The 26,351-nt window shown below is 69.7% G+C and carries 29 protein-coding genes; 14 read left to right on the top strand and 15 right to left on the bottom strand.

The features are described from left to right. Window positions 1-104: 104 nt before the first annotated feature. From VTA80_RS19395 to VTA80_RS19370, 6 genes are all read left to right on the top strand, one after another. Entirely contained in the window at window positions 105-764 is a 660-nt protein-coding gene (locus tag VTA80_RS19395) for a GAP family protein (RefSeq protein ID WP_407342710.1), read from the top strand. A gap of 87 nt (window positions 765-851) precedes the next feature. Beyond that, on the top strand, window positions 852-1,925 hold the full coding sequence (locus VTA80_RS19390; protein ID WP_407342709.1) for a LacI family DNA-binding transcriptional regulator: 1,074 nt from the start codon (window positions 852-854) through the stop codon (window positions 1,923-1,925). A gap of 100 nt (window positions 1,926-2,025) precedes the next feature. Next, window positions 2,026-2,838: an aldo/keto reductase gene (locus VTA80_RS19385; protein WP_407342708.1), complete on the top strand. Its 813-nt coding sequence runs from the start codon at window positions 2,026-2,028 to the stop codon at window positions 2,836-2,838. Between the two features lie 53 nt (window positions 2,839-2,891). Further along, a complete protein-coding gene (locus VTA80_RS19380) occupies window positions 2,892-3,560 on the top strand; it encodes a GPP34 family phosphoprotein (RefSeq protein ID WP_407342707.1) in 669 nt (222 codons plus the stop codon). Between the two features lie 73 nt (window positions 3,561-3,633). Further along, the gene (locus VTA80_RS19375; RefSeq protein WP_407342706.1) at window positions 3,634-5,679 is read left to right on the top strand and encodes a potassium transporter Kup; all 2,046 of its coding nucleotides are present in this window, start codon (window positions 3,634-3,636) and stop codon (window positions 5,677-5,679) included. Further along, window positions 5,672-6,103 (top strand): MmcQ/YjbR family DNA-binding protein, encoded by a 432-nt coding sequence (locus tag VTA80_RS19370; RefSeq protein ID WP_407342705.1) that lies wholly within the window; start codon window positions 5,672-5,674, stop codon window positions 6,101-6,103. The genes VTA80_RS19375 and VTA80_RS19370 overlap by 8 nt, the downstream gene beginning before the upstream one ends. Before the next feature lie 21 nt (window positions 6,104-6,124). On the opposite strand, the gene VTA80_RS19365 is transcribed toward VTA80_RS19370, so the two are convergent. Beyond that, on the bottom strand, window positions 6,125-6,667 hold the full coding sequence (locus tag VTA80_RS19365) for a hypothetical protein (protein WP_407342704.1): 543 nt from the start codon (window positions 6,665-6,667) through the stop codon (window positions 6,125-6,127). Window positions 6,668-6,827: 160 nt separating this feature from the next. Here VTA80_RS19365 and VTA80_RS19360 point away from each other — a divergent pair, with 160 nt between their 5' ends. Next, on the top strand, window positions 6,828-7,193 hold the full coding sequence (locus VTA80_RS19360) for a VOC family protein (protein ID WP_407345820.1): 366 nt from the start codon (window positions 6,828-6,830) through the stop codon (window positions 7,191-7,193). Between the two features lie 130 nt (window positions 7,194-7,323). Next, window positions 7,324-7,971, top strand: coding sequence for a DUF4389 domain-containing protein (locus VTA80_RS19355; protein WP_407342703.1), 648 nt, complete (start codon window positions 7,324-7,326; stop codon window positions 7,969-7,971). Window positions 7,972-8,008: 37 nt separating this feature from the next. On the opposite strand, the gene VTA80_RS19350 is transcribed toward VTA80_RS19355, so the two are convergent. The 5 genes from VTA80_RS19350 to VTA80_RS19330 form a co-directional block, all read right to left on the bottom strand. Continuing rightward, a complete protein-coding gene (locus tag VTA80_RS19350; protein WP_407342702.1) occupies window positions 8,009-9,616 on the bottom strand; it encodes an aspartate:alanine exchanger family transporter in 1,608 nt (535 codons plus the stop codon). 60 nt (window positions 9,617-9,676) lie between these two features. After that, window positions 9,677-9,838, bottom strand: coding sequence for a hypothetical protein (locus VTA80_RS19345; RefSeq protein ID WP_407342701.1), 162 nt, complete (start codon window positions 9,836-9,838; stop codon window positions 9,677-9,679). Between the two features lie 187 nt (window positions 9,839-10,025). Then, window positions 10,026-10,481, bottom strand: coding sequence for a hypothetical protein (locus tag VTA80_RS19340; protein WP_407342700.1), 456 nt, complete (start codon window positions 10,479-10,481; stop codon window positions 10,026-10,028). A gap of 125 nt (window positions 10,482-10,606) precedes the next feature. Continuing rightward, a complete protein-coding gene (locus VTA80_RS19335; protein ID WP_407342699.1) occupies window positions 10,607-11,326 on the bottom strand; it encodes a class I SAM-dependent methyltransferase in 720 nt (239 codons plus the stop codon). Between the two features lie 42 nt (window positions 11,327-11,368). Further along, window positions 11,369-13,048: a bifunctional 3'-5' exonuclease/DNA polymerase gene (locus tag VTA80_RS19330; protein WP_407342698.1), complete on the bottom strand. Its 1,680-nt coding sequence runs from the start codon at window positions 13,046-13,048 to the stop codon at window positions 11,369-11,371. A gap of 71 nt (window positions 13,049-13,119) precedes the next feature. Between VTA80_RS19330 and VTA80_RS19325 the strand changes: the two genes are divergently transcribed. Continuing rightward, window positions 13,120-13,545 carry a DUF1801 domain-containing protein gene (locus tag VTA80_RS19325; RefSeq protein WP_407342697.1) on the top strand — a complete coding sequence of 142 codons (426 nt, stop codon included), beginning with the start codon at window positions 13,120-13,122 and terminating at the stop codon, window positions 13,543-13,545. Between the two features lie 90 nt (window positions 13,546-13,635). Here the strand turns inward: VTA80_RS19325 and VTA80_RS19320 are convergent, their stop codons facing one another. Both VTA80_RS19320 and VTA80_RS19315 read right to left on the bottom strand, forming a co-directional pair. Then, window positions 13,636-14,358: an MIP/aquaporin family protein gene (locus VTA80_RS19320; protein WP_407345819.1), complete on the bottom strand. Its 723-nt coding sequence runs from the start codon at window positions 14,356-14,358 to the stop codon at window positions 13,636-13,638. A gap of 231 nt (window positions 14,359-14,589) precedes the next feature. After that, entirely contained in the window at window positions 14,590-15,021 is a 432-nt protein-coding gene (locus VTA80_RS19315; RefSeq protein WP_407342696.1) for a hypothetical protein, read from the bottom strand. Between the two features lie 283 nt (window positions 15,022-15,304). On the opposite strand from VTA80_RS19315, the gene VTA80_RS19310 reads away from it, so the two are divergent. Beyond that, a complete protein-coding gene (locus VTA80_RS19310) occupies window positions 15,305-16,294 on the top strand; it encodes a potassium channel family protein (protein WP_407342695.1) in 990 nt (329 codons plus the stop codon). 89 nt (window positions 16,295-16,383) lie between these two features. Here VTA80_RS19310 and VTA80_RS19305 read toward each other — a convergent pair whose 3' ends face one another. The 3 genes from VTA80_RS19305 to VTA80_RS19295 are packed head-to-tail and all read right to left on the bottom strand — an operon-like array spanning window position 16,384 to window position 19,152. Next, window positions 16,384-16,827 (bottom strand): hypothetical protein, encoded by a 444-nt coding sequence (locus VTA80_RS19305; protein ID WP_407342694.1) that lies wholly within the window; start codon window positions 16,825-16,827, stop codon window positions 16,384-16,386. Window positions 16,828-16,838: 11 nt separating this feature from the next. Continuing rightward, window positions 16,839-18,491: a sensor histidine kinase gene (locus VTA80_RS19300; RefSeq protein ID WP_407342693.1), complete on the bottom strand. Its 1,653-nt coding sequence runs from the start codon at window positions 18,489-18,491 to the stop codon at window positions 16,839-16,841. Then, window positions 18,481-19,152: a response regulator gene (locus VTA80_RS19295; RefSeq protein WP_407342692.1), complete on the bottom strand. Its 672-nt coding sequence runs from the start codon at window positions 19,150-19,152 to the stop codon at window positions 18,481-18,483. The genes VTA80_RS19300 and VTA80_RS19295 overlap by 11 nt, the downstream gene beginning before the upstream one ends. Before the next feature lie 360 nt (window positions 19,153-19,512). On the opposite strand from VTA80_RS19295, the gene VTA80_RS19290 reads away from it, so the two are divergent. Together VTA80_RS19290 and VTA80_RS19285 are read left to right on the top strand one after the other, a co-directional pair. Further along, complete coding sequence (locus VTA80_RS19290) at window positions 19,513-19,983, top strand: hypothetical protein (RefSeq protein WP_407342691.1); 471 nt, start codon at window positions 19,513-19,515, stop codon at window positions 19,981-19,983. Between the two features lie 11 nt (window positions 19,984-19,994). Continuing rightward, the gene (locus VTA80_RS19285) at window positions 19,995-20,369 is read left to right on the top strand and encodes a hypothetical protein (protein WP_407342690.1); all 375 of its coding nucleotides are present in this window, start codon (window positions 19,995-19,997) and stop codon (window positions 20,367-20,369) included. Between the two features lie 22 nt (window positions 20,370-20,391). Here VTA80_RS19285 and VTA80_RS19280 read toward each other — a convergent pair whose 3' ends face one another. From VTA80_RS19280 to VTA80_RS19265, 4 genes are all read right to left on the bottom strand, one after another. Then, window positions 20,392-20,742 (bottom strand): hypothetical protein, encoded by a 351-nt coding sequence (locus tag VTA80_RS19280; RefSeq protein ID WP_407342689.1) that lies wholly within the window; start codon window positions 20,740-20,742, stop codon window positions 20,392-20,394. A gap of 31 nt (window positions 20,743-20,773) precedes the next feature. Then, window positions 20,774-22,012 carry an Acg family FMN-binding oxidoreductase gene (locus VTA80_RS19275; RefSeq protein WP_407342688.1) on the bottom strand — a complete coding sequence of 413 codons (1,239 nt, stop codon included), beginning with the start codon at window positions 22,010-22,012 and terminating at the stop codon, window positions 20,774-20,776. A 140-nt stretch (window positions 22,013-22,152) separates the two neighbouring features. Next, a complete protein-coding gene (locus tag VTA80_RS19270) occupies window positions 22,153-22,773 on the bottom strand; it encodes a TetR/AcrR family transcriptional regulator (RefSeq protein WP_407342687.1) in 621 nt (206 codons plus the stop codon). Between the two features lie 49 nt (window positions 22,774-22,822). Then, window positions 22,823-23,629, bottom strand: a complete 807-nt coding sequence (locus tag VTA80_RS19265; RefSeq protein ID WP_407342686.1) for a metallophosphoesterase family protein — start codon at window positions 23,627-23,629, stop codon at window positions 22,823-22,825. A 174-nt stretch (window positions 23,630-23,803) separates the two neighbouring features. Here VTA80_RS19265 and ppk2 point away from each other — a divergent pair, with 174 nt between their 5' ends. Both ppk2 and VTA80_RS19255 read left to right on the top strand, forming a co-directional pair. After that, complete coding sequence (gene ppk2 / locus VTA80_RS19260; RefSeq protein ID WP_407342685.1) at window positions 23,804-24,622, top strand: polyphosphate kinase 2; 819 nt, start codon at window positions 23,804-23,806, stop codon at window positions 24,620-24,622. Window positions 24,623-24,639: 17 nt separating this feature from the next. Further along, window positions 24,640-26,346, top strand: coding sequence for a SulP family inorganic anion transporter (locus tag VTA80_RS19255; RefSeq protein ID WP_407342684.1), 1,707 nt, complete (start codon window positions 24,640-24,642; stop codon window positions 26,344-26,346). Window positions 26,347-26,351 lie beyond the last annotated feature (5 nt).

Below are 26,351 nucleotides of genomic sequence, written 5' to 3'. Positions count from 1 at the left end.
CGCAGGTGCTCCACCGCCCCGAGCCGCACACCGGGCCACCCCGGCATGAGCTCGCTCAGCGGCCCACGCTGGGATCTCGGTGGTCGCGACAAGGAAGGGGCCCCATGGACGTTGCCTCGATGCTGACACTGCTGCTGCTCGCACTGGCGCTGGCGGTGCAGCCCTGGTCGGTGCTGGCCGCAGTTCTGCTCGTCGCGTCCGAGGGTGGTGCCGCGAGAGCGACGGCCTTCGTCGCCGGCTGGGTGCTGGCTCTGGCCGTCGTGGCGATCGCCACGCTCGCTCTCTATCCGGCCTCGCCGAAGGTTGCGGCAGGCGCGTCGTGGGTGAGCGGGGTGCAGATTGCCGCAGGGGTGGCGCTCGCAGGCTGGCTGCTCGTGCGATCGCGACGTCCGGTCACCACGAAGCCGGATGCCCAGCCGAGGTGGATGGGGCGACTGGACTCGATGTCGCCGGTGTCGGCGTTCGCCCTCGGCGCGTTCCTGCCCAACTACGCGATCGTCGTCGCGGCTGTCGGCAACGTCATCCAAGCCGGACTACCGTCCGGCCGAGCCGCACTCGACCTGTTCCTGTTCGTCCTCGTCGCCTCCGCTGGAGTCGCGGCTCCGTTGCTGCTCATGGCGATACGCCCCCAGGACGCCCCTGCCATCCACCAGCGCTGGCGCGCCTGGCTGGTGGCGCACGGCCAGGAGCTCCTGACTGTTGTCCTCACCGTGGTCGCTGTCGTCTTGATCACGAAGGGCGTCGTGGGCCTGGTCACCCGCTAACCCCACGCCGAGCCTGCAGCCGGGGCGCCACAGCCCATGCCGTAGGTTGCCCCAGTGGCAACGCAGCGATCACAACGCCTGGCCAGAGTGACGCTCCAGACGATCGCCGACCAGGTCGGCGTGAGCCGCATGACCGTGTCGAACGCGTTCTCCCGCCCCGACCAGCTCTCCCCGGATCTGCGCCGTCAGATCCTCGCGGCGGCCGACGCCCTGGGCTACGCCGGCCCCGACCCGGCCGCACGGGCCCTGGCCCGCGGCGCCACCGGCGCCATCGGGGTGCTGCTGACGGACTCGTTGACCCCCGCTTTCACCGACGAGGTGGCCGCGGAGTTCCTCGGGGCGATCGCCGCGCAGCTCGCGCCCACCGGGCTGGCGCTGACCCTGCTGACCTCCTCGAGCCGCGACGACGTCATCCCCGCCCGGGACGTCGCGATGGACGGCGCGCTGGTGTACTCGTGCGAGACCGACTCACCGGCCGTCGACTGGCTGGTGCGACGGCGGATCCCACTGGTCTTCGTCGATCAGGAACCGGTCGCGGGCTTCACCTGCATCAACATCGACGACCGTGGCGCCGCCCGCGACCTGGCCCAGCACGTCGTCGACCTGGGCCACCGCCGGGTCGCGATCGTGACGGCGAGCCTCGCCGGCCCGCACGGCCTCCTCACGGACCTGCTCCCCACCGCGAGCTCCTTCATCGCCCGGCAGCGGATGCTTGGTTGGCTCGACGCGCTCGAACCCGCAGGGGTCCAGACGATCCTGGTCCAGCAGCCCTACTCGGAGTTCTCGGCGGGCTTCGACAGCGCCCGCCGCATCCTGGACACGCCAGAGCCCGTCACCGCGATCGTGTGCCTCAGCGATGCCCTCGCCCGCGGGGTCATCGAGGGAGCTCAGTCCCTCGGCCTCCGGGTACCCGACGACGTCTCGGTCGCGGGCTTCGATGACAGCCCGGTGGCCCGCCGCATGCACCCCACGTTGACCACCGTGCGTCAGGACGTGGCAGCCAAGGGCCACGCCGCCGCTGCCGCGCTGATCACGGCGATCGCTCGCATCCGGGACGGCTCGGCCCCCGCCGGCGAGCACGTCGTCCTGCCGACCGAGACGGTGATCCGCGAGAGCACCGGGCCGGTCCGTCAGCTCCCCGTACGTCGGCGTCGGACCTGATCTCAGGCCCCGCGTCGGCGACCAGCCCCTCGAATCGACCACGTAACCTGCACGGTGTGGTGTGCGACCGCCCGAGGTCGCCGGACTGAAGGAGAACCCCATGGCTGCGCACTTCACCCTCGCCACCGGCGACCAGATCCCCTCGGTCGGCTTCGGCACCTGGCAGATCCCCGACGGGTCGGCCGCCTACGACGCGGTCGCCGCAGCGCTCGCGGCGGGGTACCGCCACATCGACACCGCTCGCGCGTACGGCAACGAGGCGAGCGTCGGCCGCGCGATCGCCGACAGCGGCATCCCCCGCGCCGAGATCTTCCTCACCACCAAGCTGCCGGCCGAGGTGAAGTCCTACGACGGGGCCGCCGCCAGCTTCGAGGAGTCCCTCGCCGCACTGGGCACGGAGTATGTCGACCTCTACCTGATCCACGCACCCTGGCCCTGGTCCGCGATCGGCACCGACCATCGCGCCGGCAACGCGCAGGCGTGGCGCGCCATGGAGGAGATCCACGACGCCGGGCGCGCCCGGGCGATCGGCGTCTCCAACTTCACGGTCGCCGACCTCACCGCGCTGCTCGACGGCGCACGCGTGACGCCCCAGGTGAACCAGATCAGGTTCTTCATCGGTCACACGCAGCCGGAGGTCACCGCGTACTGCCAGGCGAACGGCATCGTCGTCGAGGGCTACTCCCCCCTGGCGACCGGAGCCATCCTGGGAAATGCCGAGGTCCTCGCAGTGGCGCAAAGGTACGGACGGACGGTCGCGCAGCTGTGCATCCGCTACGTGCTCCAGAAGGGCGCGCTGCCCTTGCCGAAGACGACCACGCCCGCGCGGATGAGCGAGAACGCCGCCATCGACTTCGAGATCTCGGCCGCGGACATGGAGTTCCTCGACAGCCTGACCGACACCACGGCCTGAACAACCGCACGGAGTCCCGGGTACGGGCGACCGAGCCGTGCCAAGGTCGGCACATGACTGCAATGACGCTCTCTGAGGAGCTCTTCCTGCTCACGCACGACGACGAGCCCGACAGGCCCGGCGCCACCCTCGCGCTGGACAACGGGCTCGCGGGTGCCCTCCTGCTCGACCTGGCCGCCGAGGGGCTGGTCGTCACCAAGGGGAAGACGGTCGTCGGCGTCGCGGGCACCGCCTCCCACCCGCCCCTGAGCGCAGCCCTGACCGAGCTGCTCGCGAGCGGCGAGCCCCGGTCCGCGCAGTACTGGCTGACCCAGCTGCCCCCCGCCCTCGCGCCTCTGCGCACCCAGGTCGGCACATCGCTGGCCGAGCGTGGAGCGCTCACCGAGGAGCGCCGCACCGCGCTCGGCCTCGTTGCCGCCTCGCAGTGGCCGGAGGTCGATCCCGCACCCGAGCACGAGCTGCGGGCGCGGCTGCAGCGCGTCCTGGTCTACAGCGGCGAGCCCGACGCCCACACGGCCCTGCTCATCTCGTTGCTGCGACCCCTCGCGATGGTGCGCAACGTCGTCGACAAGCATCACCGCAAGCAGGCCGACGCCCGCGCCAAGGCCATCACCCAGGCGACTGCCGACGCGAACACGACACCGGCCACGGTCTCGCGTCCGGTGCACACGACCCAGGCCGCCGTGCTCGCCGCCATGATGAGTGCCGCCACTGCGACCTGACGATCGAGGACGCGCGGATCGAGGGCCGACGGCGACCGTCGCCGGGGGCGGGGTTCGCGTGGCACTATGCCGGGTGAGTACCGACGAAACCTCGCGCCCGACCACCCCGCCCGACCCGCCCGCCGGGGCCGACTCCGCACCCGACCTACCGGCACAGCCAGGTCGGCAGGAGACGTCGGTCGCCCGCCACGGCTCCGGTTTCGCCCTCGCACTGGGCGCGGTCGGCGTCGTCTTCGGGGACATCGGCACGAGCCCGCTGTACGCCCTGCAGACCGTGTTCAGCATCGATCACAACACCGTCAAGCCGACGCCCGTGGACGTGTTCGGCATCATCTCGATGGTGATCTGGTCGATCACGATCGTGGTGTCGATCAAGTACGTCGTGCTGATCATGCGCGCGGACAACGACGGCGAAGGCGGGATCCTGGCGCTGGTAGCGCTGCTGCGCGCGAAGCTGGCCGATCGCCGGCGGCTGGCGATCGTCATGATGCTGGGGATGTTCGGCGCCGCGCTCTTCTATGGCGACAGCGTCATCACCCCGGCAATCTCGGTGATGTCGGCGATCGAGGGACTCGCGGTGGTCAACCCGTCCCTCGATCAGGTCGTGCTGCCGATCTCGGTCGTGATCCTGACCGTCTTGTTCGTCGTGCAGAGGTGGGGCACCGAGGCGATCGGCCGGGCCTTCGGGCCCGTCATGATCGTGTGGTTCGTCGTGCTGGCGGTCCTGGGGGTTCCCCACATCGCCCGGAACCCGGCGATCCTCGGCGCGCTCTCGCCGACCTACGCGCTGGCCTTCGTCGTCGAGCACCCCTTCACCGCCTTCATCGCCATGGGCGCCGTCGTGCTGACGATCACCGGTGCCGAGGCTCTCTACGCCGACATGGGCCATTTCGGCGCACCGGCGATCCAGAAGGCCTGGTACGCGATCGTGTTCCCGGCGCTCGCGCTGAACTACTTCGGCCAGGGCGCGATGATCCTGGACGACCCCACGACCATCGACAATCCCTTCTTCAACCTGGCCCCCTCCTGGGCCACCCTGCCGCTGGTGATCCTCGCCACGCTGGCGACGGTCATCGCCTCCCAGGCGGTGATCTCCGGGGCCTACTCCGTCACCCGGCAGGCGGTCCGGCTCGGCCTGTTCCCCCGACTGTCGGTCAAGCAGACCTCAAAGGAGGAGGGCGGCCAGATCTACCTCCCGGTCGTCAACTGGATCCTCTTCTTCGGCGTCATCCTCCTGATCGGCGTGTTCAAGAGCTCGAGCCGACTTGCCACTGCCTATGGGCTTGCCGTGACGGGGACCCTGATCCTGACGAGCCTGCTGTACCTGCTCCTCGCGCGGATGGTGTGGCACTGGGCGATGTGGAAGATCGTCGCGTACGGCGTCGTGATCGGGACCCTCGAGGTCACGTTCTTCGCCGCGAATGTCACGAAGATCATCAGCGGCGGCTGGTTGCCGCTGCTCATCGCGGCCGTCGTCGTGACCCTCATGACGACCTGGCGGACGGGCGCCGAGATCGTCGCCCGACGTCGGGCCGAGCTCGAGGGCCCCCTGGACGACTTCGTCGAGATGATCCGCGCCGAGCACGTGCCACGGGTCCCGGGCCTGGCCGTGTTCCCGCACCCCAACCGAACCACGACTCCACTGGCCCTGCGTTCCCACGTCGACTTCAACCGTGTGCTGCACGAGCACGTGGTCATCCTGCAGATCGTCAATGAGAACGTGCCGCACATCCATCACGTCGACCGCGTCAGCGTCGATGACCTCGGTCACGGCGACGACGGCATCGTGCACGTCTGCGTGCACGTCGGGTTCAACGACAGTCAGGACATCCCCCGAGGCCTCGCGCTGGCGATCGACAGCTCGCCGGAGCTCGAGCTCGACGTCGAGGACGCGCACTACTTCCTGTCGGTGCTGACCCTGCACGCAACCGGCACGCCGCACATGAAGTCGTGGCGGGAGCGGCTCTTCGTCTGGATGGCGCACAACGCCGCCAACCGCACCGAGGTCTTCCACCTGCCCCCGAGCGAACCGTCGTCATGGGCGCCAATCTGGGGATCTAGCGCCGACCTCGACGCCAGCGGACCTCGCGGGCCCCGTTACGGTGGGCGATATGGCTGACCAACTCCTGACACCGGACGGCTTCGCCCGCTGGTGCCGCCAGGCGTGCCTCGCCCTGCCCGCGGTGACCGTCGACTGGCCCTGGGGTCCGGACAGCGACGTCTTCCGGATCCACCGCAAGATGTTCGCCCTGCTCTGGCGCAACCCGCGGGTGAGCGACCACATGATCGTCAACCTCAAGGCCGAGCCCGACGAGGTGCCCCGACTCATCGCGAACCATGCGTTCGTCCAGCCCGGGTTCCACATGAACAAGGTGCACTGGATCACCGTCGAGCTCGGTCCGGACGCCGACCTGTCCCTGGCCGGCGAGCTGATCGAGGACTCCTACGACAACGTGGTGGCCGGCCTGCCGAGGCGACTGCGGTCCACGCTGCTGTCCCTGGGCCCGGGCACGCCCCGCTTGGACGTGATCGAGCCGACCTGAGCCGGGGGTCCGGCGGGGCCGTCACGGGTCGGGCGCGCGCCGACCAGAACCACCCAGGTACACCCACGACGACACGACCAGCACGACCCCCGAGGCGACCACGGCGGTCGCGACGGGTCCGACCCACGGCACGGGGATGAGGAAGAACACGTCGAGGTCCAGCAGGCTCGTCGGCCACCCGTCAAGCACCCGCAGAAAGACGTAGTAGGTCAGGTCCCACACCGTGAAAGCGACGAAGAACGCCGCCAGCCGACGCCGCACCGTCTCCCCCGCCAGCACGGCGACCGCCGCGAGCATGACGATCGTGGCTGCCTCCCGCGCAACCTCGACCTGGGTGAGAGCGGGGTCGGAGAGCACCGAACGGACCGGCTGGACGAACGCAATGAACCCCAGGTCGACGTAGACCTTCCGGTCGCCCACCTGGTAGCCCGACTGGTAGTCGAGGATCCGGCGCAGGTAGGACACCACCGCCGCTTCGACGAAGCCGAAGCTCGCGCCGAAGGCGAGCAGCGCCATCCAGCGCAGCCCGGCACCATCCGTCCTGCGCCCGACCCGGTCGTCCAAGGGATCACCTCCGCCCTCACTCAGGGTATGCGGCTGGCCCGGTCACGTCCCGCATCGCTGGACGCTGCCGCTGCGCAGGCTGGATACTCACGAGGCGATGCACCGTGCCGCCATCGGTCACGCCACCACCTACGAGCAGCTTGAGAAGAAGGAGTGCGCTGTGGACATGCGACTTGAGCTCGTCCCGTTGCCATCGACAGACGTGGACCGAAGCAAGGCCTTCTACGTCGACCAGGTGGGTTTCCACCTCGACCACGACGTGCAGCCGGGCAACGGCATGCGCGTGGTGCAGCTGACTCCACCCGGGTCGGCCTGCTCCGTCGTCGTCGGTGTGGGCATCAGCGATCCCAGCGCCGCCCCCGTCCAGAATCTCCATCTCGTGGTGGACGACGTCGAGCTCGCTCGCCGCACGCTGCTCGCCCAGGGGGTCGTCGTCTCGGACGTGCAGGACATGGGTGGCGTTCGGTACGCGTACTTCAGCGATCCCGACGGCAACTCCTGGGCGCTGCAGCAGATCTCGCGCTGATTCGCCGCCGGGCGTCTCGCCCGTGCCGAAGCATCGCGGATCGGGACGACGCTAGGGACGAACGACCCTAGTCCCGTGCTTCGCCGGTCCGACACGGTCGGAGGTGGAACGACTCACCCCTGGAGGGACCGTGACCACGCAACCAGCGGCGTTGACCTACCCGGCACGCCTCGACATCGACTACACGGAGCGACACGACCGAGCGACGACGTTCCTGCGGGTGTTCCTGGTCATTCCGATCGGGATCGTGTACTCGGTGCTCACCTCCGGTGTCACCCGAACCGCCTACGAGTCGACCGGTGAGGTGGTGCGCACCACGAGCGGCGGCATCGTGACCGGGCTGTTCGTCGCGACCCTGCTCATGATCGTCTTCCGGCAGCGATACCCGCGGTGGTGGTTCGACTTCGCCCTGGAGCTGGCCCGGTTCTCGACCCGCATCTGGGCCTTCCTCGTCCTGCTCACCGACGAGTACCCCTCCACGGTCGAGGAGCAGCTCGTCCACCTGCAGCTCGACTACCCCGATGTCGAGCACGACCTGAGCCGGTGGATGCCGCTGGTGAAGTGGCTGCTCGTGATCCCGCACGTGATCGTGGTCGGGCTGCTGACCGTCGGGGCCTTCTTCGGCGTGATCTTCGCGTGGTTCGCGATCCTGTTCACGGGGCGCTATCCCCGCGCTCTGTTCGACTACGTCGTCGGCGTCGGCCGATGGTGGCTGCGCGTGCAGGCCTACGCGACCCTGCTGGTGACGGATCGCTACCCGCCGTTCTCGCTGACCTGACGAGCGGCCTCGGCACGGGCACGAATACCGAGAAGCGTCACAGGACGACGATGACCTGCGCCAGCAGGATCTTGACGATGATCGCCAAGGCGAAGACCGCCGCGTAGCCGGCGTCGACCCGCGCGTCGAGGATCCTGGTGTTCGCGAAGGCAAGGATCGCCGGCTGGCCGACGAAACCCGCCAGACCACCGGCAGCGCGCGCGGAGCTCAGGCCGACCAGTCGGGCGAGCGCCACGAACAGGATCGCCCCCACGGCGACGACGACCGCGGCTGTGAGGCCGACCCGCAGGCCGAGCGGGGTGAAGGCCTGCGCGGCGAACGCCTGTCCGGACGCCAGTCCTGTCGCGGCGAGGAAGAGCAGGAGGCCGAGCTGCCGGATGGTGAGGTTCGCAGGCTGGGGCAGCACCCAGACGAGCGGCCCGGTCCGCTCCAGCCGGCCGAGGACCATCCCGACGACGAGCGGCCCCGCCGCCGCGCCGAGCGCGAACCGGATCCCTCCCGGCAGCGGCACCGCGATGAGCCCGAGCAGCAGGCCCAGCACCATCCCGACGCCGAGCGAGAGCGCGTCGACCTCGCTGACCTTGCGCTCGGAGTCACCGAACAGAGCCGAGACCTCCGGCATCTCGCCGCGCGGGACGATCACGCGGACCCGGTCGCCCAGCTCGAGCACGAAGTCGTCGGACGCCAGCCGGTCCACGTCGCCGCGGCGGACCCGAGTGACGATGCCACCGAAGCGCCCGGGGATGTCGAGCTCACCGACGGTCCGACCCGCGATGTGGGGGTCGGAGACGATGAAGCGTCGGTAGTCGACGTCGCTGCGGTCGTCCGCGATGTGCCGATCCACCTGGTGCCCGAGGTGCTCGGTGGCCAGCTGCACCGGGTCTCGCGGCCCGACGACGACGACCCGGTCACCGATCCTCAGCTCCTCGCCAGCGAGCGCGACCCGTGTTCGCCCGTCGCGGGCCAGGTACGAGAACCGCACCGACGCGTCGCGGAACTGAGGCACGTCCCGGAGCAGGCCGGGGTGCTCGACCTCGACGCTGATGTTCACTAGCGCCTGGTCCCCACCATCCGGGTCGCGCCGTGCGCGCCAGGTCCGACCGGCTGTCCAGGCGACGACGAGGATCGTCACGGTCACGCCGACCGGATACGCCAACGCGTAGCCGACAGCTGGCTCCTGGCTCCCCCCAGCTCCGGCAGTCGCAGCCGCGAGCGCCGGAGTGCTGGTCAGCGCGCCGGAGAAGATGCCTGCCCCCATGGCCGAGGAGATCCCGAGCAGCCGGCCGACGGCCACGGTCGCGAGGGCCGCCACGACAAGGATCACGACGGCGCCCCCCATCAGCGACAGCTGCCGGCGCAGGTCGCGGAAGAACTCCCGACCGGCGGCCAGGCCCACGGTGTAGACGAACAGGGCGAGGCCGAGGCTCTGGACCAGACCGAGACCCTCGCCCAGACGAGGGTCGAGCGCTCCGACGGCGAGCCCGACGAACAAGGCCCCCGCGGCACCGAAGCGAATCGGGCCGAAGGGCACCGCGCCGAGCAGGGTGCCGAGAGCGAGGACGACCAGGATGGCGAGCAACGGCGAGGAGATCAAGGCGGTCAGCACCACGAGCCCACCGGCTTCGGGGGAACCCGTACCGGGCAAGTCATGATGCTCTCCTTCGGTCGCGTGGCGCGTGGAAGGAGACTTCGGCGCCCGAGGCCATCAGACGACGCCGAACATGAAAGCGCCCCCGAACCCGAGTGCGATCGCCAGGGCGACGATCGAGGCCGCCTGCACGGGGCGCGAGCGCTTGGAGTGGCCCAACCCTAGGAGCAGGCCCGCTGCGACCAGCAATGCGACAGCAAGGACACTGAAGGTCCACATCGGCAGTTCCTCCTCAGGAAGCACTGCACGGTAGTGCACCGCGAAGCCGTGTTCGCCGACGGCCGGGCCGACTCGACTGGTCGATCTCGATCCCTCCGCTTGTGGGAAGGCACGATGAGGACGACGACCCGGGTGCTGCAGGTCGGCCGCTCGCCCACGGTCGGGCTGGGGCTCGGCATCCGGCGCGTCAGCTCTCGACGGGCTTCATCTCCCGGCCGTGCACCATCACGGCCCAGATCACCAGGACGTCGACGGCGATCATGATCGTCGACCACGCCGGGTAGGCCGCCAGGAACGTGATGTTCACGATGGCGCTGACGAACATGAGCAGGACACCCACGACGCGGGCCCACATCTGTCCGACCATGAGGCCGATCGCGGTCGCCACGATCAGCGCGCCGAGGATCACGTGAGCCCAGCCCCAGGTCGTGTAGTCCACGTGCACGACCAGGCCGTTCTGGCCGACGACGAAGTACTTGTCGTCGAAGAGGGCGATGAGGCCCTGGATCACATGGAACGACCCGAGCAGCAACATCATCGTCGCCGCGAACGCGATCCAACCCACCCACCCCGTCGGACCGGGATCCGTCTGCCATGACGTGTTCTGAACGGTCCCGCTGGCGTGCCTGCCTGTATCAGCCATCGCGAATCCTCCCCGCGCACCCACTGGCGCCGATCGCCAGGACGACACCAGTGCATCGCAGCGCGAATCGGCCCCACCTCCCCCAGGACGGGTGAGATCACCAGCGCGGCAATCGGGTGGGCTGATCAGGCCGGACGGCGACCCCCGTAGATCACGTCGTCCAGACGCTTCCAGTAGACGTCGACCCCCTCGAAGCCCGCGACGTGCAGGTAGTCCAGCTGTCGCGGGAGCGGGCTCAGGTAGCGCACGTGATTCGCGCGCCGGGCCCGCTCCTGGGTGGTGCCGTGGAGTCGCCGCCGTGCCGACTCGGGATCGAGATCACTCACCCGGTCCCACGCATCCCGGACGACGGGACCCGCGGGACTCACCGAGTCGTAGTTGAGGTACCAGCCACCGGGGACCAGGTGGTCGAAGATCTCCGCGAACAGGGCCCGCTTGCGGAGATCGGGCAGGTGATGAACGCACATCGAGGTCACGACCACGTCGACCGAGGCCGGGATCGCGGCGGGCCAGCTGTTCGTGGACATGTCGAACTCGAGGTACTCGAAGCGACCGGCGAACGGCGCGAGCACCGTCTCGCCGATGGCCATCATCGGCGCGGAGAAGTCGGTGAGGATCGCGTGGCTTCGCGGATACAGGTCCAGGAGCTCCCGGGTCGCGGGGCCGGTCCCGGCTCCGAGATCCAAGAAGGTGAAGGCCTCGTTCGCGTCGAACGGCAGGAGCTCACCCATCAGCCGCCACTGCGGCGCATTCTTGCGCGTGCGCTCCGCCGATTTCTGCTCGCGGTCCCGGATGGTTTCTGCCGATTTCCATATAGCCGCGTTCGTGTCTGTGCCCTGGTCCATGCAGGAAGGCTATCGGGGGGCTGAGCGAGAGAGCGAGATCGGTCAGGAAGCCTGGTCGTAGGAATCGACGACGGACACGTCGAGCGCGAAATCAACGAGGGTCTCGCCGAAGAGAAGCCGCCCCGCCTCGACGGCGGCGTCACGGACCGCCACCGCCACCTCGGCGGCGACCGGTGCGGGCGCGTGCACCATCACCTCGTCGTGCAGGAAGAACACCAGGTGGGGCCGGCCGTCGATGGCCAGCAAGCGGCGACGCAGCGCGGCCATCCAGCACAGCGCCCACTCGGCGGCGGTGCCCTGAACGACGAAGTTGCGGGTGAACCGGCCCCAGTCCCGGCGGCGTCCTCGTGCTGCGCGCACGTCGTCCGGGCGGGCCTCCTCCCCTGCGGCCCGCTCCACGGCCTCCTGCCAGTCGGCACCCGGAAGAGGCGAGGACCGGCCCAACCAGGTGGACACGACCTCGCCACGCTCTCCCGCCCGGGCAGCGTTCTCCACCAGCTCGACCGCGCGCGGATAGGCCCGGCTCAGCCGCGGCATCAGGACGGCGCTCGGGCCGGTGGTGGCGCCATAGATCGCGCCGAGCATCGCGTACTTCGCCTCGACCCGGGTTGCCACGATCCCGGCGTCGACGACGCCCTGGTACAGGTCGGCCTGGCGACCGGCGGCAGCCATGGCCCCGTCCCCGGACATCGCCGCGAGGATCCGGGGCTCGAGCTGCGCGGCGTCGGCCACGACGAGGCGCCAGCCGGGATCGGCCCGGACGGCTGCGCGCACGCTCGCAGGCAGCTGCAGCGCACCTCCCCCGCTCGTGGCCCACCGACCGGTCACGACGCCGCCCGGGACGTACTGAGGGCGAAACCGGCCCTCGCTCACCCAGGACTGCATCCAGGACCAGCCGTTGGCACTCAGCAGGCGCGCGAGCTTCTTGTACTCCAGCAGCGGAGCCACCACGGGGTGGTCGAGGGCGCGCAGCTCCCCCTTGCGCGTGGACGCTACGTCGAGACCGGCGGACCGCAGCGCGCGCAGCAGCTCGGGCGGCGAGTCCACGTTGACCGACGGGTGCCCGAGCGCGGTGCGGATCTCGCCCGCAAGCGCCTCGAGGCGCGGTGGCCGACCGCCTCCGTGCGGTCGAGCACCGAGGACGCGCGTGAGGTAGGCGTCATGGACCGACACGGTCCACGGCATCCCGTCGTGCTCCATCTCCGCGGCGATCAGCGCACCGGTCGACTCGGCTGCCAGCAAGAGGCGCAGTCGGCCAGGGGAACGTGAACCCCGGACCGCGGCGAGCTGTCGTCCGAGCTCGGCCGCGACGTCGAGCGGTGTCTCCCCGGTTGGCGACTCCTCCGGTCGATCGTCGAAAAGGGTCAGCGCCACCAGGGCCGGCACGCCCGGGCGCGGCTCGTCCCACGGCCCGCCGGGCACAAGCGCAAGGTCGGAACCGTCGCACGAGGCGCTGTGGCGCAGGATCGTGTGGCACAGACGCAGGTCGTGGCACCGATCGACGCGCACCCCGGCGGCCAGCAGCGGCCGGTACCAGCGGGCGGTGTCGTCCCACACCCATCGCGGGTGCGCCAGTTCCCGCGCGGCCACCACAGCGGCAAGACCGCCCGTCGTCACAGCGGTCGTCGACCCCACCTCGCCGGCGTCGTCCACCTCCTGCACGAGGACGCCGTCCACCCGCGTGGGGTCGTCGGCGAGCATCAGGAGGGACACGCGCACCATTGTCGCGGACCCTGCCGGCCGCCCCGGGTACGTCATCATGGTCGCCAGGACCCGAATGAGGGAGACCGACGATGGCCGAGCTCAAGACCCAGCCGACGGGGCAAGACCCGGAGGAGTTCCTCGCGTCGATCGCCGACGACACCCGACGAGCCGACGCCCGTGCGGTCGTCGACCTGATGACGCGGGCCACCGGGGAGCCGGGCGTGATGTGGGGAACCTCGATCATCGGCTTCGGACAGCAGCACCTGCGCTATGACAGCGGCCGGGAGCTCGACTGGATGCTCATCGGCTTCTCGCCGCGCAAGGCCAGCACCACGATCTACCTGTCCGACGGGTGCGACGACCATGCCGAGGTGCTCGCACGACTCGGCCCGCACACCACGAGGGGCTCGTGCCTCTACCTCAAGCGCCTGGCCGACGTCGACCCGGCCGTGCTGGCAGAGCTCGTCACCCGGTCCGTGGAACACGTGCGAGCGACCGGTGCCCCGGGTCGGTGACGCAGCCGCCGTGCGGCGGAACGACGCGGGCGGGACCCCTGCGCACGATGGCGCAGATGGATCCCGCCCGAGGTGGGGCTGTCGAACTGTTCAGACCACGTACCAGGCGCCGAGCAGGCCCGCGAGCACGCCGCCGACGAGCGGACCGGCGATCGGGACCCAGCTGTAGGCCCAGTCGCTCGAGCCCTTGTCCTTGATCGGCAGCACGAAGTGCGCGAGGCGGGGACCGAGGTCACGCGTGGGGTTGATCGCGTACCCGGTGGGGCCACCGAGGCTCGCACCGATGCCGACGATGATCAGCGCGACGGCTAGCGGGCCGAGCTGCGTCGGCGTCTTGCCGCTGGCGATCACCCAGAAGACCAGCACGAAGGTGCCGAGAAGCTCAGTGACGAAGTTCCAACCGTAGGAGCGGATCGCCGGGCCGGTCGCGAACACACCGAGCTTGGTGGCCGGATCGGACTTCTCGTCGAAGTGCTTCTTGAAGGCGCAGTAGGCCAGCACGGCACCGATGAAGGCACCGATGAGCTGCGCGGCGAAGTAGATGAACATGTTCGAGACCGTCGGGTCGATCCCCGGTGCGAAGTCGAGACCGGCGACGTAGAGCCCGAGAGTCACGGCAGGGTTCAGGTGACCACCGGACTTGTACGCCGTATACACACCGGCGAAGACCGCGAACCCCCACCCGAAGTTGATCATCAGCCAGCCACCGTTGAAGCCCTTGCTCTTCGGCAAGATTGCTGTCGCAACGACTCCAGCACCGAGCAAGATCAAGATGGCGCTGCCGAGAAGTTCCGACACAAATGCATCGCCAATAGTCACGGTCTACCTCATTTCTATGACGTGGTCGTGCTCATCTCGCGCATCGGCGCCCGAAATGTCCCGTCCGCTCCCTGGCCCCCACATCATCGTCGGGACATCAATCGAGTGGCGGTTTGATGATTTCGCTCCGTGCACCAAAGAGCAAATTGCCCGCACACTTGTGCAGTCGGGACTCAATTCACCCTGATTCACGGCCAAAAGGTCGTCAACCGGTGCACCAACGCATCACGCGGGATCTTGGTCCTGGGTGTGATCCTGGGCACACAGGGCCCGGGCGGTCGCGATGCGCACGCCGAAGTGTCCGCGGTGCGCCGGTGATGCCGCCCGGTCGAAACGAGCGAGCAGAGCGACCTCGGCCGCGTAGTCCTCGCGCTGGCGGTACATCATCGCCGCGGCTTCCGTGTACCACGGCGCCGGGAAGCCGCCCCAGAACGGCTCGTCGCGCTCCGCGGCGGCCACACACTCCAGGGTGAGCGTGAGCGCCTCGTCGCGGGCCCCGTCGTGCATGAGCGCCCGGATGGTGTCGGGCCAGAATGCGTACGGATAGCCCCGCACCTCACACGTGCACTCAGCTTTGGGACCGGGACAATCAAGGCGAATCCGGCGCGCCTGCGCCGCCAGGTTCATGCGCTGGAGTTCCGTGATCTCGTAACCCATGACGAGCAAGACTCGGCCCACCTTCTGATCAACGCGCAACCACTTCTCCCGAAAGCCCCCGCGAGTTCCTAGGGTGCAGCTGTTTCGATGAGGAGACGGCGACCAGTACTGCCATCCTGGCACGCACGGCCCGCGCAGACGTCCCTTTTGCGGGGCGCATTGCAGGGGCGAATAGATCGGGACAGCTCCGAGCCGGACGCACGAACCGATGCCGCGATCCGCGAACGGGTCAGATCCGCGCCAATGCAAGCGCGAACTGCGCGCGAAGTGGATAATTGCGGCCGTGGGTCCACTGCGACGAATCGGACGAGCGCTCCTGGCGTTCGCGCTGGTCCTGATCGTGGGCACCGTGGGGTATGTCGTCCTCGGGTTCGGCCCGCTGAACGCGTTCTATCAGACAGTCACCACGGTCACGACGGTCGGCTTCCGTGAGGTCGAGCCCCTGTCGGCGACCGGGCAGATCTTCACCATCGTGCTCATCCTGCTGGGTGCCGGGACCGCGCTGTACACCTTTGGCGTCGTCCTCGAAGCACTCATCGAAGGACACCTGCGCCAACAGCTCGGGAGGTGGCGGATGGACCGCCAGATCAGCCAGATGTCCGGCCACATCATCGTGTGCGGCTGGGGGCGCGTCGGTAGCTCGAGCGCGGAGTACCTCAGCTCGATCGGCAAGTCGATCGTCGTCGTCGACCGCGACCCGGGTCGCCTCCGGGACGTCAAGCACCCGACCGTCCTCGGCGACGTCACGGACGACCACGTCCTCGAGACCGCCGGAATCGCGCGCGCCCACGCGCTGATCACGGCGCTCGACACCGACGCCGACAACGTCTACGTGACGCTCTCCTGCCGCGCGCTGCGGCCGGACCTGGTGATCATTGCGCGTGCCCGCACCGAAGGGTCGAAGTCGAAGCTGCTCCGGGCGGGGGCCGACCGCGTGGTCAACCCGCAACGCATCGGTGGCCGACGGATGGCGGTCTTCGCCCTGCAGCCGCACGTCAGCGAGTTCCTGGACGTCGTCATGCACGACGAGACCCTCGACTCACGAATCGAGGAGATCGAGGTCACCTCGATGTCGCTTCTCGCCGGCAAGACGCTGGAGCACGCCGAGCTCAGCACGGTCACCGGAGTGCTGCTCCTGGGCGTCAGGTCCGCCACCGGCCAGTTCATCGCCAACCCGCCGCCGGACACGTGCCTGGACCTGCACACGATCCTCATCGCCCTCGGGACGTCGACCCAGCTCGACGCGGCCCGCCGCTACGTCGCAGCGAGCTGAGCACCAGGTCGTCCGCCGTGCCCCTGGACATCCGCCGTGCCCGTGGACATCCGCCGTGCCCGTGGACGACCGGCACACCCCGCGGGGATCTACACCGTGCGCAGCGTGAGCAGGAACTGACCGCCACCCGGCTCGACCTGCGTCTCGACCGCGAGGTCCGGTGCGAACCGCGACAGCCGGTCCAGCAGCCAGGCGGCGGCGGCATCGGCGTCTGCCCGGCTGGGGCAGCGGGCCACCATCTCCCGACCACCCTTGCGGGACAGCCGTTCGACGGTCGACACGATCGGGGCGGGCTCAAAGACGAACAGCGTCGGTGACCAGGCCACGACGGGTTTCACCGCACCCTTGCGGGTGTTGCAGGACCGGTGCGCCAACCGCTCGGCGCCGGCGACCGGCTTCTTGCCCTTCGGTGTCGCGCCGCCGTCGAGGCTCGGGCCGCGGTCTGAGTTGACCGACGCGTCGGGGTCGACCGGTTCGTCGCACAGCCAGCATCGCCAGGAGTCTCGTGCGCCAACGTCGGTGAGAGTGCTCATGGCCCAGAAGGCTACGGCGCGCGCACGACCGGTCCGACCGCGTCGGCGCCATTCGTGGAGCGGTCAGGCACGTGGCTCAGGGAGTCCGCGCCGCGAGAGACGGCAGAACCCGCCGGGATGCGGATCCGCACGGTGGTACCCCGCCCGGGCCGGCTCTCGACGACGAGCTTCCCCCGGAGCAGCTTGGCCCGCTCGTGCATGCCCCGCAGCCCGAGCCCGCGGTCCTGCAGCTTCGGTTCGGGCCGACCGATCGAGGCCGAGCCCCGACCGTCGTCGACCACCTCGACGACGAGCAGGCCGGAATCGAACTGGAACGTCACCTGGGCATGAGTCGCATCGGCGTGGCGCTCCACGTTGTGCAAGGCCTCCTGCACGATGCGGAAGACCAGGAGCTCGTCGCGACTGCTCAGACGACGGCGGGGACCGCGCACGTCGAGATCGACCGTCAGTCCCACTCGCGACCGGAGATCGGTCACGAGCCAGTCGACGGCATCGACCAGGCCGAGGTCGTCGATCAGGGAAGGTCGCAGGTCGCGGCAGAACCGTCGCACGTTGTCGAGGGTCTGGGTGAGAGTCCCCTGCGCCGATGCGAGCCGAGCCCGCGCGACGTCGGGCAGGTCCGCCGAGGTGGCCATGTCGATCTGCGCGAGAGTGAGGACGAGCGACTGCATCGTGTCGTCGTGCAGCTCGCGCGAGAGTCGCTTGCGCTCCTCCTCCTGCGCCTCGGTCGCGAGCTCGATGTAGATCTCCAGGTCCTCGTTGGCGATCGAGAGGGCGGTGAGCCCCTCGCGGGTGCTCGCATGGTGACGGATGTTGCTCAGCGCCGTCCCGAGCTGGGTGCCGATCGCCTCGAGCACCCGGTACTCGTCGGACGGGATCGCCTCGTTCAGGTACGTCACTCCCAGCGCGCCGACGACGACCCCTTCGGACGTGAGCGGGACGGCAGCGCTGCGCGCAGAGCGCCCCCGACCAGCCTCGCGCTGCAGCTGACCGCGCAGGCAGGCCGCCTGGGTGAGCTCACGCTGCACCGGGTTCAGCTCGCGGGGCACCACGACCTGGCTGGCGGCGATGACCGTCACCCCGGGTGAGTACGGTCCGGGCAACAGCTCGATCCACGCCACCTGCCGGGTCGTCCGGTCGAGCTTCGCCCGCAGCGTCTCGTCCAGCACCCGGCCCAGGTCCAGGGAGTGCGCCACCGCCGACGCGGTCGCGTTGATCCGGGACAACCGCGCGTTGGCCCGTTCGGTCGCCTCGGCGGCCGCCCGCTCGCGGTCCGCGCGCAGTCCCACGATGAACGCGATCATGAACACGATCGCGAACTGCACGAGGATCCCCATGCGGGTCTCGAACTCGTGCCCGTAGATCTCCGGCGCCGAGAGCAACAACGCCCAGATCGTCGTCGGGACGGCGCCACGCACGCCGAACCTCATCCCGGCGTACACCACGGGTGCCAGGAGGATCGAGACCGAGAGCAGGTAGAACTGGGACTCAGCAGCCAGGACCGGGTCCTGCTCCAAGAGCAGATGCGTCGTGACGATGCCCAGCACGAGGGCCTGGATCACCCAGAACCTGCCGTCGCGCACCGGGATCTGCAGCCGGCCCAGCACCGCGACCGGCGCGAGCGCGCGCCAGTCCCCCCACGAGGTTCCTGCGCTAGGAGGCATCGGGCAACCGGATCGAGTGCATCCGTAGCGCCGAGGTCACGGCCTCGGTCCGCGACGTGACCCCGAGCTTGTCGAAGATGTTGCGCATGTGCGCCTCGACCGTGCGCGTGCTGAGCCCGAGCTCCTTGGCGATGGCCTTGTTGGCCGCACCCTGCGCCACGAGCTCCAGCACCTGCCGTTCGCGTTCGCTCAGCCCCGCCGGCTGCGGCGAGGACCCGGACAGGTGCCCCAGCACCGACCGCATGACCGCCGGCGACAGCACCGAACCACCCCGCGCCACCTGGCGGATCGACTCCCGCAGCTCGGCGGCGTCCACGGTCTTGAGCAGATACCCGGAGGCTCCGGCGGTCAGGGCCGCCTGCACGTACTGGTCGTCGTCGTAGACCGACAAGATGATCACGGCGACCTCGGGCCAGGACCGGGCGATGACCCGGGTCGCCTCGATCCCGTTCATCCCCGGCATGGCGATGTCCATCAGCACGACAGCAGGCCGCAGCACAGCGATCTGCTCACAGGCCTGGTGCCCGCTGCCCGCCTCACCCACCACGACGATCGAGTCGTCGACGGACTGGATGCGGTCACAGATCCCCGCCCTGAACAGGGGATGGTCGTCCACGACGAGCACCGCTATCTGGTCTTCGCGCACCACGACCGTGTCCACCTGTCCCGTCTCGCGCGTATTCCTCAGCCTGCGCCGAGACCGCCGTTTGTCCAAGATACGCCCGCACCAGGTACGTCTCGAGGGTCCGCCTGGCCACCACGTGTAGGTGATTCCACCGACGGGGCCGGCGGTAGAACTACCGACCAGATCCGGGGAAAGTGCCGATGTGCATTCTCCTGCCGTGAAAGAAAATGGGTGCAGGTCGAATGCGCCGCCAATGATCGCACCGTCGATGTGGGCCGCGCACGCGTAAAACACGATCTTTCAACGGGTGAAACTCGCCCGCCGTAGTCGCATCTAATGGAAGGTGGTGGCAAGGTGACGCTCACGAATCGTGAGACCTGGACATTGGTCCACGGCATGATCTTCGGAGTTATCTTCTTGCTCGGATTTGCTGGCGGGCTCGAGGGCTTGTACAGCCTGCGACCGCAGCTGCTCACGGCAGCGGGTGTGCGCGATCGCGTGCTGCGACTCAAGGTGGGCGTCGTGGCCATGGCCGTGGCCGCCTGGGGCACCGTCATCACGGGCACCTGGGTCATCTACCCCTGGTACCGCGCCAAGGACCCGGAGAGCGCCAAGTCGATCCTCACCGCTGACCCGGCTACGTCGCAGTGGCACTCCTTCGGTATGGAGTGGAAAGAGCACATCGCCTGGATCAGCCCCGTTCTTGCCACGGTCGTCGCTTTCATCGTCGTCTACTACGGCGTTCGGCTCATCAAGCACGAGCGTGCCCGCAAAGCCGCCCTGGTGCTCTTTGTCCTGGCTTTTGGGTTCGCGGCTGTGGCCGGCGGGCTCGGGGCTTTGATCACCAAGACCTCACCGGTCCTGTAAGGGAGATTGACATGACAACGAACTTGGCGACCACATCCGTCAGCCTTGACGAGCTCGCGGTCCAGGACAAGCCCGACGGCCCCGTTGCTGCGGCGATCATCGCCGGCGGTATCGGCGCGTTCATGCTGGGGTTCTTCACGATCCTCGCCGAGGCGAGCGCGAGCTTCAAAACTCTCGCCACCCTCAACGAGGGAGTCGGGGGCCTGTCGGGCAAGGCGGTCTTCACGGTGATCGTGTGGCTCGCGTCCTGGGCTGGGCTGCACGTCGCGCTGCGCACGAAGAGCTTCGACGTCACCAAGGCGCTGGTGATCGCCCTCGTCCTGGTCGCGATCGGCGTCGTGACGACCATCCCGCCCATCTTCGTGATGTTCGCGGCTGCGGAGTAGCTCCGCAGCCGCCCGGCGTTCCTCACCCCACCGGCTCGCCCAGGACCCCTCGGGGCCGGGGCGAGCCGATGGTGTTGTCGGCCGGCCCACCACCCGCACGCGGCCACCCGACGACGAGGCAGCAGATCGCCAAGACCGGCGTGGCGATGCTCCACCAGGTCAGCACGGCCAGCGGGACCACGCCGAGCAGGAGCACGGCGACGGCCGCAGGGCGCGATCGGCCGGCCAGTGCGAGGGAAGCGAGGATCGCCGCACCGCCCAGGACCCCAACGGGTCGGACGGCCCCCTGACCCGCCAGGCCGACGACGGCGTAGGACGCGGCGACGATCGCCGTCAGACCGGCGAGCCAGCGCCGCTTCAGGGTGAGATTCATGATGGAGCTCCTTCGGTCGGGTCCGGTCGGGTCACACGAGGACGACGTCGCGCGCCGGGCGCCGGGGGCTGCGCAGCGCGGTGCGGGTCGGGTACCCGATGCGGAACGTCATGAGCGGGTGGGTGCCACTGGGCAGCAGTGCCGCCATCGCGGTACTGAAGTCGGCAGGCAGCCCGGCGGACTGTTCGCGGTCGATGCGCTCGGGGATCTGGCACAGCGGTTGCACCGCCAGGCCGGCGACGGTCGCGGACAGGTGCAGTCGCTGCCAGCTGCGTCCGACGGCGATCCGACCGCGACGCTCGGCCGGGTCACGGACCACGATCGCCCCGAACGCGGCCGCCGTCGGGATCTGGATCGTGCGCATCCCCTTGAGCCAGCCGTCGTTGTTCTGCTCCTGGGTGACCGGGACAAGCTTGGACAGGGCGCGGATCAGGGGGGTCTGCCCGGACGGGTCGATGGTGATGCCGTCCTTCTTCGACTGGATCTCGTCCCAACCGCTGCGGTACCAGACGTAGTCGTCGGCGGACTGCTGACGGTCGGCGATGATCGCCTGCGTCGCGCGGAGGGTGAGGTCGCCGAACGCCGCCTTGGCGCCGTCGGAGGTGAACCACACGAGCTCGGCGCCGGGAACGTCGACGAGCGCGCCCAGCTCATCGAGCCGCGACTGGGCGACCGTTCGGGTGTCGTACGCGCCGCGATCGGTGTGCCGGCGCGCGATGGCTGCGTAGAGCGGGGACGCGGGAGCGTCCGTCGCGGTCAGGTCGATGCGGGCGATGTGGGTGGGGTCGCTCGCATCCGGCAGCAGCGACACGGTGGGCGCCAGAGCGTGGGCGCCGCCGGCCAGGACCAGATTCTCCAGGGCGCACCCCAGGGTGAGGTCAAGCTCACGGCTCAGCGGATCCATCGCACCGATGGTGCGGGTGAGGTCGGCGAACAGGTCGATCCGGTCGTCCGCCACCCGGAACCGCCACGGCTGGGTGTTGTGGGCATTGGCGGCCAGGATCGCGGCGTTCACCAGCCCCAGGGGCCGCCCGGTCGACGCGCCGAGCGCGTCCCAGGCGGCGTAGGCCGGTCCTGTTCCGGTCGCGAACACCCCGCCGTCGACGGCCTTCCAGGTCAGGCCCGCCGCACCGGCCACGGCGAGCGTTCCGACCCCGATGCCGACCATCCCGAGGAACCCCCGTCGGCCTATCCCCCGGCCCGCCGCGTCGGTGCGAGCCGACCCATCGGCCCCGGGCTCGTCGGCCTGCCGCTGCGCCTGCGAGTTCATCTCCACCACGGTTCCCCTTTGCCTGACCTCGGGTCGGGGTGCTCTCGCCTGTTGACGGGCTCGACCGACCTCCCGCTAGGTAATCTACTCTAATTAGAGTGATAACTCTAGTCAGGGCAGAGGGAGCACGCGCCCAGGCGCTAGGCCTGGCAATCCCCGTGCACCAGGTACGGATCGAGCACGACCCGCAGGAGCCGCTCACCGTCCTCGGCCTCCCGGTACGTGCCGTCCAGCTCGCCCACCGCCAACCAGGTCTCGGCGATCACCCACAGTGCCTGGATCAGGTCCGCGAGGCCTTGATCATCGAGGGGGCGGAGCACCCCCGCGTCGCGCCAACGATGCGCCAGGGCCATGAAGGCGGCGGTGCGGCGCGCCCGGACGGCGCCGTACTCCCCCGCGAGCGCCGCGTCGCCGTGGAGCAGCCCGAGCAGCTCGCGACCCAGGAAGGCGTAGCGGCGCGAGAGCACGGCGCCGGCGGCCAGCCGGCTCAGGAGATCCTCGGGGCCCAGGTCCACCAGACCTCGCGCGTCGGCGCTCCACATCTCCTCGTACGCGCCGACCAGCCGCGCGTAGAGCTCTCGGACGATCTCGTCCTTGTCGCTGAACCAGTAGTAGAGGTTGCCTGGACTGATGCCGGCGTGAGCGGCCACGTGGTTCGTGGTGACGGCAGCGGTCCCGCGCTCGTTGAACAGCTCGAGCGCCGCGTCGAGGATCTTGTCGCGGGTGCGTCGAGCCCCGCTGGTGGTCGGTGTGCGCAACATGGTTAGAGCATAAACACTATTTCGGGATCCGCCCCGGGAGCGGGTCAGATCAGGCGACGACGACGCCGTCGGCCGCGTACCGGAACCGCGCGACCCGCGCCGTGGCCCACCCCGGTCCGGCCGGTTCGCGCACCTCGACGGCCAGGGTGGCGCCCACCTCCATCCGGGCGTCCAGGTGCAGCACGGCGTAGGCGTTCGGCGTCCCTCGCGTGCGCGTGCTCGTCACCGTCCCTGCCACGACCGACAGTGCCCGACGTCGGACGCCCGTCGCCTCGAGCGTCACGAGACCGGTCGAGGGCACGTGGGTGTGGCCCGACAGCAGGATCGCCACCCCGGCGCCGGCGCACGCTCCGACGAGCCGCCGGCGGCCAAGAACGCCGGCCAGGCCCGCGGGGAGCACGGGGTGATGGCTCACCAGCAGCCGCCATGCCCCGGGCGCGCAGTCGTCCCAGGCGTCCCGGACCAGGTCCGCCTGCCGCTGCGACACGCGTCCGGACTTCCAACGCCACCGGGGCATCGTGGCCAGGCCGACGCCGACCACACCGGGAACGACGGCGACCGGGGTCAGCTCGGGCGTGATGTACCGCTCGTACCGGCGGGTCGGTGCCACAAGTCGCCGCGCCAGATCGAACAGCGGAAGGTCGTGGTTGCCCACGACGGTGAGCACCGGGCCCCGCACCTCGGCGAGGAACTCCTGCGCCCTGCGGAACTGCGCCCGGCGCGCCCGCTGGGTCCAGTCCCCCGAGATGACCACGAGGTCCGGCCGCTGCTCGGCGACGTCGACGAGGACGGACTCGACGAGCTCGTCGCGGTGCGCGCCGAAGTGCAGATCGGAGAGGTGGACCACGACTGGCACCCGAGCATCATCACAGAGCCGGGTGGATTCGGTCGGTCGGCACGACCGGAACCGGCCCGGTCGCCGTCGGTGTCGCGCGGTGATAGGAGTGGGCGTGGGGGTGCTCGACGCCCTCGTCGGGCAACCCACCGCCCGATGCGCATCCGGACGCTGGGACCTACCGAGGTGAACACCATGGCGAAGGCGAAGAGCGCGGCGGCACAACCCGACGTGGGTCCGGAGAAGATGAAGCGCAAGGCCTACGAGGCCGAGCTCGCAACCCTCCAGGCTGGGCTCGTCGAGATGCAGGAATGGGTCAAGACGACGGGCGCGAAGGTGTGCATCGTGTTCGAGGGCCGGGACACGGCCGGCAAGGGCGGCACGATCAAACGCATCACCGAGCGCGTGAGCCCCCGGGTCTTCCACGTGGTGGCCCTACCGGCCCCGACCGAACGCGAGAAGTCGCAGATGTACTTCCAGCGCTACATGCCGCACCTGCCCGCGGCCGGCGAGGTCATGATCTTCGACCGCAGCTGGTACAACCGGGCCGGCGTCGAGCGCGTCATGGGTTTCTGCACCGAGCGCCAGGCCACCAACTTCCTCGACGCCGTCCCGGGTGTCGAGAAGGCGATGGTCGACTCCGGGATCCTCCTGATCAAGTACTGGCTCGAGGTCAGCGCCGACGAGCAGTCGCGCCGGCTCAAGGACCGGGTCCACGATCCCCGCAAGATCTGGAAGCTGTCCGACATGGACCTGCTCTCCTACAGCCGGTGGTACGACTACTCGCGAGCGAGGGACGCGATGCTGCTTGCCAGCGACACTGCCTGGGCGCCCTGGTACATCGCGCACGCCGACGACAAGAAGCGCGCGCGGCTGAACGTCATCAGCCACCTCCTGAGCCAGGTGCCCTACGAGCGGCTCCCGGAACGAGACATCACCTTCCCCAAGCGCCAGCGGCCGGGGGGCTACCGCGAGCCCGACCTTCCCCTGCGTCACATCCCGACCCCGTTCTGAGATCCGGGCCCGCGCTGATGGCCGCCGTCGTGCCCGGGATCGACGTCCTGCGCACCTACGAGCGAGCCTGGCTGCCCAAGGACGTGGTCGCGGGACTCGTCCTGACCGCCCTGCTCGTGCCGCAGGGCATGGCCTACGCGGAGCTCGCCGGGCTTCCCCCGGTCACCGGGCTGTACACCTCGATCTTGTGCCTGATCGGCTACGCCATCTTCGGCCCGTCGCGGGTGCTGGTCCTCGGCCCCGACTCGGCACTGGGCCCGATGATCGCCGCCACGATCCTCCCGCTGGCCGGCGCGAACGGGGACCCGGCGACGGCGGTCGCGCTCGCCTCGGTGCTCGCGCTGTTCGTGGGCGCGTTCATGGTCCTGGCCGGGGCCGCGCGGCTCGGGCTGATCGCCGACCTGCTGTCCAAGCCCACGCGAATCGGCTACATGAACGGGCTGTCGCTGACGATTCTCGTCGGCCAGCTCCCGAAGCTCTTCGGGTTCTCGGTGGATGCCGACAGCCTCATCTCGGAGGTGACCGGATTCATCGACGGGGTCGCGAACGGCGAGACCGTCCCGGCCGCGCTGGCGATCGGCGCGGCCGGCCTCGTGCTCATCGTCGTCCTGCAGCGATGGCTGCCGAAGATCCCGGCCGTGCTGGTCGCGGTCGTGCTCTCGATCGTCGCCGCGACCGTGCTCAATCTCGCCGACCGGGGGGTTGCCCTCGTCGGCCCGCTCCCCCAAGGCTTCCCCTCCTTCACCATCCCGAGCGTGTCGGCATCCGATCTGGCCCTGCTCGCCGTCGGGGCGTTCGGGATCGCCCTGGTGTCGTTGACGGACACGATCTCGACCGCGACGGCGTTCGCGGCCCGCAGCGGCCAGCAGGTCAGGGCCAACCAGGAGATGATCGGCATCGGCGCCGCGAACCTGGCCGCCGGGCTCTTCCAGGGATTCCCCGTGAGCACGAGCGGCTCGCGCACGGCGGTCGCCGAGCAGTCGGGAGCGAAGACCCAGCTGACCGGCGTGGTCGGCGCCGCCGCGATCGCCGTGATCCTGCTGCTCGTCCCCGGGTTGCTCCAGAACCTCCCGCAGCCCACCCTGGCCGCGGTGGTCATGGCCGCGGCGCTCTCGCTCGCGGACATCGCCGGCACCGTCCGGCTGTGGCACCAGCGGCGGATCGAGTTCTCCATCTCGCTGGCTGCGTTTCTCGGCGTCGCGCTGCTCGGGGTGCTCCCCGGCATCGCCGTCGCCGTCGCGCTGTCGATCCTCAACGTGTTCCGCCGGGCCTGGTGGCCGTACCAGACCCGGCTCGGTCGGGTCGACGGGGTACCCGGGTACCACGATGTGACGAACTACCCCCAGGCCCGCCAGCTCGACGGGCTCGTGCTGTACCGGTTCGACGCGCCGCTCTTCTTCGCCAACGCACGGAGCTTCCGCGAGGAGATCCGCTCGCTCGCCCACGACGATCCCCGCCCGCGGTGGATCGTCGTGGCGGCCGAGCCGATCACCGATGTCGACACCACGGCCGCCGACGTGCTCGAGGAGCTCGACGAGGACCTGTCGGCCCGCGGCGTGCTGCTGGTCTTCGCCGAGATGAAGGACCCCGTCCGGTCCAAGCTCGAGCGCTACCGGCTGACCCGACCCCTCGCGCCGGACCGCTTCTACCCCACCCTCGACGTCGCCGTCGAGGCGTTCCGCGCCCAGACCGAAGGAGACTGGAATGCTCCCGAGAACACCTGACCTCG

The organism is Pengzhenrongella phosphoraccumulans (assembly GCF_045689905.1).
GTDB lineage: Bacteria > Actinomycetota > Actinomycetes > Actinomycetales > Cellulomonadaceae > Pengzhenrongella > Pengzhenrongella phosphoraccumulans.
The sequence above is the reverse complement of the archived record's forward strand: the minus strand, read 5'-3'. Positions and strand labels throughout refer to the sequence as shown.

Bases quoted from the DNA above. Each gene is read 5' to 3' on its own strand.
- VTA80_RS19395 (WP_407342710.1), top strand. From the start codon at position 105: ATGGACGTTGCCTCGATGCTGACACTGCTGCTGCTCGCACTGGCGCTG.
- VTA80_RS19385 (WP_407342708.1), top strand. From the start codon at position 2,026: ATGGCTGCGCACTTCACCCTCGCCACCGGCGACCAGATCCCCTCGGTC.
- VTA80_RS19380 (WP_407342707.1), top strand. From the start codon at position 2,892: ATGACTGCAATGACGCTCTCTGAGGAGCTCTTCCTGCTCACGCACGAC.
- VTA80_RS19370 (WP_407342705.1), top strand. From the start codon at position 5,672: ATGGCTGACCAACTCCTGACACCGGACGGCTTCGCCCGCTGGTGCCGC.
- VTA80_RS19345 (WP_407342701.1), bottom strand. From the start codon at position 9,838: ATGTGGACCTTCAGTGTCCTTGCTGTCGCATTGCTGGTCGCAGCGGGC.
- VTA80_RS19340 (WP_407342700.1), bottom strand. From the start codon at position 10,481: ATGGCTGATACAGGCAGGCACGCCAGCGGGACCGTTCAGAACACGTCA.
- VTA80_RS19335 (WP_407342699.1), bottom strand. From the start codon at position 11,326: ATGGACCAGGGCACAGACACGAACGCGGCTATATGGAAATCGGCAGAA.
- VTA80_RS19330 (WP_407342698.1), bottom strand. From the start codon at position 13,048: ATGGTGCGCGTGTCCCTCCTGATGCTCGCCGACGACCCCACGCGGGTG.
- VTA80_RS19325 (WP_407342697.1), top strand. From the start codon at position 13,120: ATGGCCGAGCTCAAGACCCAGCCGACGGGGCAAGACCCGGAGGAGTTC.
- VTA80_RS19315 (WP_407342696.1), bottom strand. From the start codon at position 15,021: ATGGGTTACGAGATCACGGAACTCCAGCGCATGAACCTGGCGGCGCAG.
- VTA80_RS19305 (WP_407342694.1), bottom strand. From the start codon at position 16,827: ATGAGCACTCTCACCGACGTTGGCGCACGAGACTCCTGGCGATGCTGG.
- VTA80_RS19300 (WP_407342693.1), bottom strand. From the start codon at position 18,491: ATGCCTCCTAGCGCAGGAACCTCGTGGGGGGACTGGCGCGCGCTCGCG.
- VTA80_RS19290 (WP_407342691.1), top strand. From the start codon at position 19,513: ATGATCTTCGGAGTTATCTTCTTGCTCGGATTTGCTGGCGGGCTCGAG.
- VTA80_RS19285 (WP_407342690.1), top strand. From the start codon at position 19,995: ATGACAACGAACTTGGCGACCACATCCGTCAGCCTTGACGAGCTCGCG.
- VTA80_RS19280 (WP_407342689.1), bottom strand. From the start codon at position 20,742: ATGAATCTCACCCTGAAGCGGCGCTGGCTCGCCGGTCTGACGGCGATC.
- VTA80_RS19275 (WP_407342688.1), bottom strand. From the start codon at position 22,012: ATGAACTCGCAGGCGCAGCGGCAGGCCGACGAGCCCGGGGCCGATGGG.
- VTA80_RS19270 (WP_407342687.1), bottom strand. From the start codon at position 22,773: ATGTTGCGCACACCGACCACCAGCGGGGCTCGACGCACCCGCGACAAG.
- ppk2 (WP_407342685.1), top strand. From the start codon at position 23,804: ATGGCGAAGGCGAAGAGCGCGGCGGCACAACCCGACGTGGGTCCGGAG.
- VTA80_RS19255 (WP_407342684.1), top strand. From the start codon at position 24,640: ATGGCCGCCGTCGTGCCCGGGATCGACGTCCTGCGCACCTACGAGCGA.